Source organism: Acinetobacter sp. NyZ410, assembly GCF_022828975.1.
Classification (GTDB): domain Bacteria; phylum Pseudomonadota; class Gammaproteobacteria; order Pseudomonadales; family Moraxellaceae; genus Acinetobacter; species Acinetobacter guillouiae.
In genome coordinates, this window is the sequence record NZ_CP094620.1 from 2,766,784 (window position 1) to 2,779,698 (window position 12,915).

Sequence of the window (12,915 nt, forward strand, 5' to 3'; positions counted from 1 at the left end):
AATTGCGTTATAAACGCATAAAATCATTAAATATTGCAAGAAGCATCATGCTACCAAGCAGTACCATACCAATTTTTAACCCAACCAATTGTATTTGTTCAGAAACAGGCTTACCACGAATTGCTTCAACAATGTAATAAACCAAATGACCGCCATCTAACATCGGGATAGGCAATAAATTTAAAATCCCCAAACTCACACTCATCAAAGCCATAAATGAAATGAATGTTTGCCACCCCATTTCAGCACTTTGACCGGCGACTTTTGCAATGGTAATTGGACCTGATAAATTATCTAAGCCAATTAAACCACGTACCATCTTCACCATCGAATTCAAAATCATTGCTGAAAGTTGCCCGGTCTTTTCAATAGCAACAACAAAAGCTTCAGCAGGATTATATTGAATTGTTTGTTTATATTCAGTAGGAATTGTCAGTTTATCAGTCTGTGCTTGCACACCCAACATACCTGTTACATTTCCCATATTATCGCGTTTACCTTGTGGCATTACTTGTAAATGTACAATTTGCCCTTGGCGCAACACATCAACTTTAAGTAACTTTTCAGGTGATTTTTGTACCACATCTACCACATCAAACCAATCTTTCATTTTCACCTGATTGATTGAAATGATTTGGTCACCTTCTTTCATCCCTTGACGAATCGCAGCGCCATCACTACTTAACTTATAAACAGTTGCAGGAATCTGTGGACGATATGGGGTAAAACCTAGTACATCAAATGGTGACTGACTTTGGTCTTTTAAGAAATTCTTGATTGGTAAAGCAAAACTCTGCGGCTGACCATTACGCTCAACCTGAACATCGATATGACCTGTTTCACCAACACGATCAACGATGGCATAGTTGAGTTTTTCCCAAGTGCTAACATCTGTTCCATCTACAGCAACAATTTTATCGCCAATCTGCATTTGAGCTGTTGCAGCAGGTGTATTGGGTAGAATTGCACCAACACGAGTATTTAATTGCTCTTGTGCAGGTAGAAATAGAATCCAAAATAGGACGATTGCAAAAATCAAATTGATCAATGGACCAGCAGCAACAATCGCAATACGCTTCCATGGTGGCTGACGGTTAAATGCTAACGGCAAATCTTCCGCACTAACATTCCCCTCACGCTCATCCAACATTTTGACATAACCACCCAGTGGTAATGCAGAAAGTTGATATTGGATGCCTGATTTTTTCGATGTCCACTTCAACAAAGTTGGACCAAAACCAATCGAATAAACCAGTACTTTTACACCGAGTTTACGTGCAACCCAATAATGCCCAAATTCATGAATCGCAATCAGCGGACCAAGTAGGAATATGGCAGCAACAATGATAAATAGAACACTCATGATCAGCTTCCCAATTGTGTAATGCGTTGTGAAGCAACTTGGCGCGCAAGTTGATCTGTCTGCAAAATCGTGTCAATCGAATCTGCCAAACCATTTTGAACGTGATTTAAGGTATGTTCAACCACTTGTGAAATTTGTAAAAATGCAATTTTTTGCTGTAAAAAAGCACTTACAGCAATTTCATTGGCAGCATTGAGAATAGACGGTGCCAATCCGCCCGCCTGCATAGCATGTCGAGCCAGTTTAAGCGATGGAAAACGCGTAATATCTGGTGCTTGAAAGTCGAGTTGTGAATGGACAAATAAATCTAGAGGCGGGACATGTGTTTGAATCCGCTCAGGCCATGCAAGTGCATGCGCAATCGGCGTACACATATCAGGATTACCCATTTGAGCCAAAGTTGAACCATCCACATATTGAACCATTGAATGAATGATACTTTGTGGATGAACAACAACTGTAACAAATTGTTCTTTAATTGAAAATAAATGACATGCTTCGATCAATTCTAAACCTTTATTCATCAGGGTTGCAGAATCTACCGAAATTTTTTGTCCCATCGACCAATTTGGATGTTTACAGGCTTGTGCTGGTGTTACGGTTTTTAATTGTTCTAAGCTAAAGTTTAAAAATGGGCCACCTGAAGCAGTCAACAAAACTTGCTTGACCCCCAATTGAGGCTCACCATTGGGTTGAATCTGTAAATAATTTTGCGGAAGACATTGGAAAATAGCATTATGTTCAGAGTCAACAGGCAGTAACAAAGCATGATGATCTTTAGCTGCTTGAAGCATAATATCGCCAGACATCACCAAGGCTTCTTTGTTGGCAAGTAAAACGCGCTTACCTGCTTTCACTGCAGCTAAAGTCGGCAACAATCCTGCTGCACCAACAATTGCTGCCATCACCACATCTACATCAGGATGTTCCGATACGGTGATAAGCCCTGCTTCATCTGTAAGGATTTCGATATCAAAAATATGATGTATAGCAAGTAGCTGTTGTAACTCATCTACTTTATCCGATGGTACAACAACACATTTCGGTCGATATTGTTTGCATATTTCACTGAGTTCTTTGATTCGACTAAATCCAGTCACTGCAAAAACTGAATACTGGTCCGAATGCTGTTGTAAAATTTTTAAAGTACTGCGCCCAATAGAACCTGTAACACCTAATATACAAACAGATTGTGACATCTATAAATCTACACCAATAAGTTTTAAAACATACATGCCAGCCGCAAAAAATGGAGCCGCAGCAAGCAATGAATCTATACGATCAAGCACCCCACCATGTCCTGGAAGGATACGACCTGAGTCTTTAATTCCTGCACGACGTTTGATCATAGATTCAAACAAGTCGCCAAGCACAGAGCTAAACACAGTCACAATAGACAAAACTAGGAAAAGAATATGTTGTGGAAGCGTTAAATGTAGGTAAATCGATTGAACCACGATGATCACAATCGCAACAGTGACAATCCCACCAATTAAGCCTTCGATTGATTTGTTTGGACTCACATCTGGCGCAAGTTTACGCTTACCAAATTTACGCCCAACAAAATATGCACCACTGTCCGCGCCCCAAACCAACAGGAACAGGTACATCAACCACCAAGGAGAGCTTTTCCAAACTTCAAAAATAGCGGTAACTGCGGCACTGATTAAAACCAAGCCAACAATATTTAAAGTGATATTGTACCAGCCATCATATTCAGGATAATGTTTTACCCAATACAGACTACACAACCAAGTGAGAATAGAGGCACTCCAAAGAATAAGCGCCAAATCATTAAAATATAATGCTAACCCTGAAAAAAAAGCGGTCAATACACCGAATCCAGCAGCTTTAATTTTCTTCACATGGTCAGATTCATGTGGCATGAGTTTAAACCACTCATAACCTGCTGCCCCAGCTGCGATAATCATTAACACTAACATTGGATATTGAGATTTTGTTGCAAACATACAACTCAGTACAACTGCCACCAATACCAATGCGGTTATAATCCGCTCTAACATTATAAATTCTCTATATGTTCTTGTTGAATTTGTTCAGAGGTTTTTCCGAAACGTCTTTCACGCCCTGAAAAAATATTGAACGCATGATCCAACTCTTGCACTGTAAATTCTGGCCATAATGTCTCAGTAAAATATAACTCAGCGTATGCAGCCTGCCACAGTAAGAAATTAGACAGTCGGTAATCACCGCCTGTACGAATCAATAAATCCACGGGTGGCAAATCCCCCAAACTTATTTGTTGTGCAAATAACTCAGTATTGATTTGATTCACATCAATTTGTTGATCTTTAACCTGTTGCGCAAGTTTACGTGCAGTATCTGCGATATCCCACATACCACCATAACTAATCGCAATTGTTAAAGTCATGTTACTGAACTTAGCAGTCCTTTGTTCAGCATGCAACATTAATTCACGTAGCTCTGGAGAAAGCCGACTACGATCACCAATAAATCTCAACGAAATTTCGAATTTTTCCATCCGTGGAATTTGTTCATGAATTGTGTCTTCTAACAATTTCATTAACAAATCAACTTCATACTGCGGTCGGTTCCAGTTTTCACTTGAGAAAGCAAACACAGTAAGCGCCTGAACGCCAACTTTACGGCAATGCTCTACAATCGGATCAAGGACATTTTTACCTTCACGGTGTCCATCACCTTTTTGCAGTTGTTTCTTTTTTGCAAAACGATTGTTGCCATCCATGATGATGGCAACATGTTTTGGAAGATGGTTGTCTTCAGATGTGGTCATTTAAATCTTAGACCTTCATCAATTCAGCTTCTTTCGCAGCAAGACGTTTGTCCACTTCAGCAACAAATTTATCGGTAATTTTTTGGATATCATCGCCTGCACGACGTTCATCATCTTCAGAAATTTCTTTATCTTTTAATAATGATTTGATATCGCCTAAAACATCACGACGAATGTTACGAATCGCAACTTTGGCATTTTCTGCTTCGTTACGTGCAACTTTCTGCATATCTTTACGTGTTTCTTCTGTCAAAGCTGCCATTGGCACACGAATCGCATCAGCAGTTACTGGGTTTAAGCCCAAATCTGATTCACGGATTGCTTTATCAATTGCAGAAACCATTGAACGTTCAAATGGTTGAACTAACAAAGTACGTGAATCTTCAACACCCACGTTAGCCACTTGGTTTAACGGCACGTCAGAACCATAGTAAGGAACCATAACTCCATTTAGGATGGATGGATGCGCACGACCTGTACGAACCTTTGCAAAACCATGTTCCAAAGACTCCAATGACTTATTCATACGGTCTTCTGCGTCTTTTTTAAGATCGTTAATCATATGATCTTCCTTACTTATTTATCTAAATGTGTATGGGGTCTAATGACATTTCATAAACAGGCGAAGTGTCAATACACCCTAATCTAAAATTGCAGTAGTATAAAGAGCTTTACTACCCACGTACATTAGTTTGTAACGTGAGTGCCCTCTTTTTCGCCCATTACCACAGAAAGCAAAGCACCAGACTTGTTCATATCAAATACTTGAAGTGGCACATTGTGATCGCGGCATAAGCAAATTGCAGTTAAATCCATGACACCAAGTTTCTCATCTAAAACTTCATCAAAGCTTAAATGGTCATATTTAACAGCATCATCATATTTGCTTGGGTCTTTATTGTAGACACCATCAACTTTAGTGGCTTTTAAAATAAGGTTTGCTTCAATTTCAATACCACGTAAGCATGCTGCTGTATCCGTTGTAAAGAACGGATTACCTGTTCCAGCAACAAATACGCACACTTCACCTTGAGTTAAGTGGCGAATTGCATCACGGCTTGAATATGCTTCAACTACTGCACCAATTGGCAATGCTGACATTAAACGGGTTTTGATATTACGGCGAACCAAAGCATCACGTAATGCCAAACCATTCATTACCGTAGCAAGCATACCCATTTGATCACCCGTTACACGGCCAACCAAACCATCTTTTTGTAATTGACTACCACGGTATAAGTTACCACCACCAACCACAATACCCACTTGCACACCCAAACCAACCAAGTGAGCAATAGATAAAGACATTTGATCTAAGACTTGGGCATCAATCCCCATGTCTTTATTACCCGCAAGCGCTTCACCCGAAAGTTTCAGCAAAATTCGCTCGTAGCGTGGCTTTTTAGAATCTAACATCACAAAACTCCAATACTTATATCTACAATTTTATTCGTATTTAATCAAATCTAAATCGGCAACACTTAAGCTGATTTAACGCGAATCAACTTGGCAAACAAATCATATTCATCTGCATCTGTAATTTCGACTTCAAGTAAATCACCAGCTTTAATCACTGACTTATCAATATCTTCAACAAAAACATTACCATCAATCTCAGGTGCATCTGCATAAGAGCGTGCAACTGCGACTGGGAATTCTTCTTCAAGATCATCTACTAAAACCGTCATGGTTTGACCAATACGACTTTGCAGTTTTTCAGCAGAAATCGCTTGTTGAACTTCCATAAAACGTTCATAGCGTTGTTGCTTAATTTCTTCAGGAACATGATCAGGCAAATCGTTGGCTGTTGCGCCTTCTACAGGTGAGTAGGTAAAGCAACCCACACGATCAAGTTTCGCCTCTTGTAACCAGTCCAATAACATTTGAAAATCTTCTTCAGTTTCACCAGGGAAACCCACAACAAATGTTGAACGAATAACCAATTCAGGACATTTTTCACGCCATAATTTTAGACGTTCCAAGGTGTTTTCACTATGAGCTGGTCGCTTCATCAATTTTAAGATGCGCGGACTGGCGTGTTGAAAAGGAATGTCTAAATACGGAAGAATTTTACCCTGTGCCATTAAGTCAATCACCGCATCCACATGTGGATATGGATAAACATAATGTAATCGCACCCAAATTCCTAACTGACCGAGCGCTTCGCACATGTCATAGAATTTGGTTTTAACAGGCTGACCATTCCAGAAATCAAGCTTATATTTGGTATCTACACCATAAGCGGAGGTGTCTTGAGAAATCACCAAGACTTCTTTTACACCCGCTTTTTTTAACGCCTGTGCTTCATTTAATACAGAGCCAACAGGACGTGACACAAGATCACCACGCATGCTTGGAATAATGCAGAATGTGCAACGATGGTTACAGCCTTCTGATATTTTTAAATAAGCATAATGTTTAGGTGTTAAACGAATACCTTGTTCAGGTACAAGATCTACAAAAGGATTGTGTTTCGGTGGTTCTGGAACATACTGATGGACAGCTTCCATCACATCTTGATACGCCGCAGCACCTGTCACTTTTAAGACATTTGGATGCATCTGGCGAATTTTATCTTCATCTTTACCCAAACAGCCTGTGACGATCACACGACCATTGGCGCTCATGGCTTCACCAATTGCGTCTAAAGACTCTTGTACTGCAGATTCAATAAAACCACAGGTGTTCACAACAACTAAATCAGCACCTTCATAATCTGATGCAACATCATAACCTTCAGTCTTTAACTGCGTTAAAATGCGTTCAGAATCTACCAATGCCTTAGGACAACCTAAAGATACAAAACCGACTTTGGGGGACTTCATGAATCTGCGCTCCACTATAATCCGCGTATTGTATGACTTTTCAAGAGATAAAAACAGGTGGAAACTGCACTCTTTGTATAATGCACCAAAATACATCCAATCAAATAATTAAATTACTACAATGCACCATTTTGGAACAATATAATGATAGCGTAATATGAATGCTGGTTTTTACACGTGAATAAAGCGCAGTAAATGCGCAATTTTTATCATTCATGTAAGAAAACTGCGCAGTATATAAAAGTTGGCGTGCATCTTGCTTTATATCAGGACGATTTAACCGATTCAATCACCCATGTTCGGGAAAATAGAAAACGAGGTGCAGATGCCATTGCGCTATTTAAAGACAGGAAAGCTCTGCTAATGGATCAATACCCAACAATTGATTATAGATTGCTTGTGGATAATTTAACCACTGCAATTCTTTTGGTCGATTGTAATTTAAATATTTTTTATCTTAATTCATCATGCGAAGCATTGTTTGATATTAGCTTGCTTCGTGCGGCAGGTCAGCCAGTAATTAATATTTTACATGCACCAAATGATAGCTTTAATACCTTGGAAGCATTAAACAACTCAATAAAAACAGGTCAAGCCTATACACGCCGTGAAGCGATTATCAATGTTAACTTTAAAGACATGCATGTTGATTATTCTGTTTCGCAGTTAAATACAGGAAGACCCTATCACCCATTACTATTAATTGAATTAAATCCGATTGATCGGATGCTTAAAATTTCTAAAGAAGAAAACCTGATTCAACAACACCAAGTTGCACGACAGCTGATTCGAGGTGTTGCACATGAAATCAAAAACCCATTAGGTGGAATTCGTGGTGCAACTCAACTGCTTGCTCGTAGTTTAAATGATCCACAGTACGCAGAGTTCACCGATATTATTATCAGTGAAGTCGATCGCTTAAGAAACCTTGCTGATACCATGCTGGGTTCACGTCAGCTCCCGAGCTACGAATTGGTCAACGTGCATGAACCGCTTGAACGTGTTCGTTCATTAATTGTAAATCAGACCAAGAAAAAAATTAAAATCACACGAGACTATGACCTTTCATTGCCTGATGTCAAAGCGGATCGCGACCAACTGATTCAAGTGATGCTCAACATCAGTGTCAATGCAGTACAGGCGATGACTGAGAATCGTGAGTTTTTTATTGATCATCAACCTGAACTGATGTTGCGTACACGCATCCAACGTTTGGTGACGATTAATGGCGTACTGAATAAATCAGCCATTCGTATTGATATTGAAGACAATGGCCCCGGTGTTCCTGAAGAAATTTTAGAATCCGTGTTTTATCCACTTGTGACTGGCCGTGCCAAAGGAACAGGGCTTGGCTTAAGCATCGCACAAAATATCATGCATCAACACAACGGAATGATTGAATGCCAATCCGTTCCTGGAAAAACAGTATTTAGCTTATATCTACCTTGGGAGTCTAACCATGTCGCATAATAAAATTTGGGTGATCGATGACGACCGTGCTATGCGTTGGGTCTTGGAAAAAACATTTAAAGAAGAAGGCTTCGATGTCACCAGTTTTGAAGAAGCACAATCTGCTTTAGATCAACTTCCAAGCAATGCGCCAGATGTCATTCTCACTGATATTCGTATGCCCGGCATTGATGGTTTAACCTTCCTAGGAAAAGTCAAAGGAAGCTATCCTGATCTGCCTGTGATTATTATGACAGCACATTCAGATTTAGAATCTGCAGTATCGAGTTATCAAACAGGTGCTTTTGAATATCTACCAAAACCGTTTGATATTGATGAAGCACTTGCGTTGGTGAATCGTGCGATTTTGCATATCAACAAACTGCAACAACAAGAATCCGCAAAAGTTACCCCGATTCAATCTACGGAAATTATTGGTGAATCCCCTGCAATGCAGGAAGTTTTCCGCGCCATTGGACGTCTATCTCAATCGCATATTACTGTATTGATCAACGGTGAATCTGGAACAGGTAAAGAGTTAGTTGCACACGCTTTACATCGCCACTCACCAAGAAGCAGTAAACCATTTATTGCGTTAAACATGGCCGCTATTCCAAAAGATTTGATTGAAACTGAATTATTTGGCCATGAAAAAGGTGCATTTACTGGCGCCAATACTCAACGCCAAGGTCGTTTTGAACAAGCCAATGGCGGAACCTTATTCTTAGATGAAATTGGTGATATGCCCTTTGAAACCCAAACACGTCTACTTCGTGTTTTGGCAGATGGTGAGTTCTACCGTGTTGGTGGTCATATTCCAGTTCGTGTTGATGTTCGTATCGTGGCAGCAACACATCAAGATTTAGAAAAGTTGGTCAATGATGGGCGTTTCCGTGAAGACTTATATCATCGCCTAAATGTCATTCGTATTCACATCCCTAAACTTGCTCATCGTTCTGAAGATATTCCGATGTTGGCGCAACACTTCTTGGCACGCGCGGGTAAAGAACTCGGGGTTAGTCCGAAAATTTTACGCCCAGAAACGCAAGAGTATATTCAAAAACTGCCTTGGCCAGGCAATGTACGTCAACTCGAGAATACCTGCCGCTGGTTAACTGTAATGATCACAGGGCGTGAAGTTTATCCAGAAGATTTGCCGTCTGAATTAAAACAAATTCCAATCAACAAATCTGATGATCAGGGTCAAGCGCAAGCTGGTATTGATCGTATTGCATTACATCATTGGGATGAGTTACTGGCGCAATGGGCAATTCAAAAGCTTAAAAATGGTGAAATGAAAATTTTAGACATTGCCACCCCAATGTTTGAACGTACTTTGATCATCGCAGCACTTCAACAAACCCGTGGTCGTAAACGTCATGCTGCTGAACTTTTAGGTTGGGGGCGTAATACTTTAACCCGCAAACTCAAAGAATTAGGTATGGATTCTGCTGAAGATGATGAAGAGGAAGACAAAACTGTCTTAGCTGAATAATAAGCAACTCATAAATATAAAGTTTACTCCAACCATATTTCGTAAGAATATGGTTGTTTTTTATTGGCTCATAGTGAAAAATAGCCTCGTGAAATTTAAACTTTATCGTCTAGGGTAAAAATGAAGAAAACTGTTGTTGTAATTAGCTTACTCTCTATTTTTAGTGTTGCTTGCTCTAAAAATAAACCGCATGACAGTTCTGAACATCAAGCAGAAGCCCCAGCGGTTAAAAAAGCACATAAAGCAGCCAATTCAGATGATTGTTTTAAGTTAGAACCCAACAAACAGTTTACCCTGAACAACAATGAAGAAACACAAATACAGATTGTTCCTACAACCTTCAACAATCAGAATGCAATAGCAATCGTTAGACAAGGCGCAGGTGTGCGTACAGATTATATCTACGATTTAACTGGCCGCACCATGCTTGCAAACTTGGACTATGGTATTGCTGCGCTCGGATCAAATCCAAATGATGTGCTGGTAAAAACCACCTATCAAGCCCCGCTTCCAACATTCCCATCCAATCTTAAACCACAGCAAAAATTCCAAATGACCTATAACGCAGTCATTGAATCGCAAATGGATAACAATGATAAGTCTGAAAATAATAAGACGATTGACTTAGTATTTGTAGGATTTGAAGATCTGACTTTAATTGACAATGATGACAATACTTTAAAGTTTGATAATGCATGTCATTTCATTTCTCAAATCGGAGATGAAACATTGGATGAATGGTATGCTGAAGGATATGGGCAAATTAAATACATTAAAAAGAAACAGAATGGCGACGTAAAAAGTAGCGAAGCAATTGGCGATGACCCACAGCCTTAATTTAAATCAGCCAGTCAACATCTATTGACTGGCTTTGATCATTTTTATATTCGATTTTACTTTAAAAAGCCTGATACCAAATTCATGACATTTTGAATATCACCATTGGCTTCAGTGTGATCTGTTGCATCACCTTGTGGTGTGAGTGAATCAATAATTTGCGGTAATACTGTAGAGATTGCACCATATACTTCATTGGTCGGAACATTGGCTTGTTGAGCAACTTGTTCAACTTGCTGAACACCAAATAAACTCTGGATTTGCTCTACATTTACAGCACCATTTCCTTGTGACGGATCGACCCAACTTTGAACCTGCCCACCTAAGCCTGCGCCTTGCAATTTAGCTAAAGCACCTTGTAGACCACCATTTTGTTGAATCCAACCCAAGACCAATGGCACAACTGCAATCAATAAAGAAGAGGCATTAAAACCACCCGCTTGCGGTGCTTGTTGTTGTTGTCCACCTGTCAAACCACCTAAAACTGAACCAAGCACGCCACCCAATCCACCTTGTGATTGTTGTTGCTGCCCACCCAAGCCACCGAGTACTGAACCAAGTACCCCGCCCAATCCACCACCTAGCCCGCCTTGTGATTGTTGTTGTCCGCCAAGTGCTTGTTTTGCCAGAATTTCCACAATATTGGTTAAATCTGTCATGAGTTTTCCTTTTTTAAGTTTTATGAGACAAGTACAGCATACTTGGCTTTATCCTATTCACCAAAATTGGAATTGTTAAATTTTGCAATAGCTTAAGACTGGTTTATAACCAAAATAAAATCACTACCAACGAAATTTATTCCAGTTTTCTGGATTGGCCCAAAACTTAGAATTAAACCAATCTGGTACATGTTTATAGGTCAAAATATTAAACTGCCAAAGTGCAAAATCATTTTGATGTAAAGTTTTATCAATAAGTTGGGTAAAACCAAGCGATCTGAGTAACTGCTCATCTTTTAGCTGACATGCCACGACGATTCGTTTTGCCAGTAAATCACGCAACTTGACCAATAACTGGGATTTTTGTAAATCGGTGATCCCAGACATTTCATCTGTATCTAAAAGTACAAATCCTAAATCATATCGTTGCGTAAAAGGCAGACTTAAAAACTCAGATACGTTAAAATAGGACCATTGAATTGAATAATTTGTAGGGTATTGCGCCAAATTTTGCCCAATACACAATGCAGTTTGAATTGGCTGTTCTTGCGATAAATCGTCTAGCATTGAAGTGATGACATTTTGCTCAGCCATAACTGCACCTTTTTTGAAGCGAGTAATTAAACATGGAACTACAAGGCATTTGTCATAAAATGCATGCAGGTCTTAAAGACCTTAGTGTAACTGATCAACAAACACATAAGGCAAATGTTGAATATAAATTTATATTAGATCGCTCAGAAACCGAGCTACCATTTAGTTTAGGCCAGGAAATTGAGATTGAAGCGACAGGAAATATTTATTGTGTTTCTTGTGGCGCAAAAACACCAAAGTCTTATTCGCAAGGCCATTGCTTTAAATGCATGAAAACCAAGGCATCTTGCGACATGTGTATCATGAAGCCTGAAACTTGCCATTATCATTTAGGTACTTGCCGTGAAGATGATTTTGCTCATGAGGTTTGCTTTCAACCGCATATTGTCTATCTAGCAAATTCAAGTGCTTTAAAAGTGGGGATTACCCGTCTAGGTCAAATGCCAACACGCTGGTTAGACCAAGGGGCGACCCAAGCATTGCCTATTTTAAAAGTCGGTTCGCGCCGTCTTTCAGGTCAACTTGAAGTCATGTTTGGTACACAGGTTGCGGATAAAACGGATTGGCGAAAACTACTTAAAGGTGAAGCTGAACCGATTGATCTAATTGAAATTCGTAATGAATTGGTTCAAGAGTTTTCCCCAAAGATTCAAAGCATTCGCGATGAGTTTGCGCAAAATCTTGAGTTTAATGAAACGGTTGAATTGTTAGAAAATGAATTACCCCGTGAATTTATCTACCCTGTCGATATTTATCCTGAAAAAGTTAAATCGCACAATTTAGACAAAACCCCAATCATTCGCGGCAAGCTACAAGGAATCAAAGGTCAATACTTGATTATGGATACGGGTGTCATCAATATTCGTAAATATACAGGTTATGAGCTTAAAGTTCGGGCGGAATAGTTTTACACCCCA

The 12,915-nt window shown here is 39.5% G+C and carries 13 protein-coding genes; 4 read left to right on the forward strand and 9 right to left on the reverse strand.

What is annotated here, in order from left to right:
* Positions 1-7 precede the first annotated feature (7 nt).
* The 7 genes from rseP to rimO all read right to left on the reverse strand — a co-directional run bounded on the left by rseP (position 8) and on the right by rimO (position 6,964).
* Positions 8-1,363 carry an RIP metalloprotease RseP gene (gene rseP / locus MTO68_RS13045; RefSeq protein WP_004822139.1) on the reverse strand — a complete coding sequence of 452 codons (1,356 nt, stop codon included), beginning with the start codon at positions 1,361-1,363 and terminating at the stop codon, positions 8-10.
* Between the two features lie 2 nt (positions 1,364-1,365).
* The gene (ispC, locus tag MTO68_RS13050; protein ID WP_034613919.1) at positions 1,366-2,562 is read right to left on the reverse strand and encodes a 1-deoxy-D-xylulose-5-phosphate reductoisomerase; all 1,197 of its coding nucleotides are present in this window, start codon (positions 2,560-2,562) and stop codon (positions 1,366-1,368) included.
* Entirely contained in the window at positions 2,563-3,387 is an 825-nt protein-coding gene (locus tag MTO68_RS13055) for a phosphatidate cytidylyltransferase (protein WP_004719733.1), read from the reverse strand.
* Positions 3,387-4,139: a polyprenyl diphosphate synthase gene (uppS, locus tag MTO68_RS13060; RefSeq protein WP_004719730.1), complete on the reverse strand. Its 753-nt coding sequence runs from the start codon at positions 4,137-4,139 to the stop codon at positions 3,387-3,389. Before uppS ends, MTO68_RS13055 begins: the two co-directional genes overlap by 1 nt.
* 7 nt (positions 4,140-4,146) lie before the next feature.
* Entirely contained in the window at positions 4,147-4,701 is a 555-nt protein-coding gene (gene frr / locus MTO68_RS13065) for a ribosome recycling factor (protein WP_004719727.1), read from the reverse strand.
* A gap of 125 nt (positions 4,702-4,826) precedes the next feature.
* The gene (gene pyrH / locus MTO68_RS13070) at positions 4,827-5,555 is read right to left on the reverse strand and encodes a UMP kinase (RefSeq protein WP_004719725.1); all 729 of its coding nucleotides are present in this window, start codon (positions 5,553-5,555) and stop codon (positions 4,827-4,829) included.
* A gap of 65 nt (positions 5,556-5,620) precedes the next feature.
* Positions 5,621-6,964 carry a 30S ribosomal protein S12 methylthiotransferase RimO gene (gene rimO / locus MTO68_RS13075; protein ID WP_004719723.1) on the reverse strand — a complete coding sequence of 448 codons (1,344 nt, stop codon included), beginning with the start codon at positions 6,962-6,964 and terminating at the stop codon, positions 5,621-5,623.
* A gap of 363 nt (positions 6,965-7,327) precedes the next feature.
* On the opposite strand from rimO, the gene glnL reads away from it, so the two are divergent.
* The 3 genes from glnL (at position 7,328) to MTO68_RS13090 (ending at position 10,745) form a co-directional block, all read left to right on the forward strand.
* Positions 7,328-8,434, forward strand: coding sequence for a nitrogen regulation protein NR(II) (glnL, locus tag MTO68_RS13080; RefSeq protein ID WP_034613940.1), 1,107 nt, complete (start codon positions 7,328-7,330; stop codon positions 8,432-8,434).
* Positions 8,424-9,908 carry a nitrogen regulation protein NR(I) gene (glnG, locus tag MTO68_RS13085; RefSeq protein WP_004822147.1) on the forward strand — a complete coding sequence of 495 codons (1,485 nt, stop codon included), beginning with the start codon at positions 8,424-8,426 and terminating at the stop codon, positions 9,906-9,908. The genes glnL and glnG overlap by 11 nt, the downstream gene beginning before the upstream one ends.
* Positions 9,909-10,028: 120 nt before the next feature.
* A complete protein-coding gene (locus MTO68_RS13090) occupies positions 10,029-10,745 on the forward strand; it encodes a hypothetical protein (RefSeq protein ID WP_004822149.1) in 717 nt (238 codons plus the stop codon).
* A 56-nt stretch (positions 10,746-10,801) separates the two neighbouring features.
* Here the strand turns inward: MTO68_RS13090 and MTO68_RS13095 are convergent, their stop codons facing one another.
* Positions 10,802-11,404, reverse strand: a complete 603-nt coding sequence (locus tag MTO68_RS13095; RefSeq protein ID WP_244012807.1) for a YidB family protein — start codon at positions 11,402-11,404, stop codon at positions 10,802-10,804.
* A 123-nt stretch (positions 11,405-11,527) separates the two neighbouring features.
* Positions 11,528-11,998 carry a DUF6231 family protein gene (locus tag MTO68_RS13100; protein WP_004822152.1) on the reverse strand — a complete coding sequence of 157 codons (471 nt, stop codon included), beginning with the start codon at positions 11,996-11,998 and terminating at the stop codon, positions 11,528-11,530.
* A 32-nt stretch (positions 11,999-12,030) separates the two neighbouring features.
* On the opposite strand from MTO68_RS13100, the gene MTO68_RS13105 reads away from it, so the two are divergent.
* Positions 12,031-12,903: a DUF2797 domain-containing protein gene (locus MTO68_RS13105; RefSeq protein ID WP_004719710.1), complete on the forward strand. Its 873-nt coding sequence runs from the start codon at positions 12,031-12,033 to the stop codon at positions 12,901-12,903.
* The last annotated feature ends 12 nt before the right edge of the window (positions 12,904-12,915 follow it).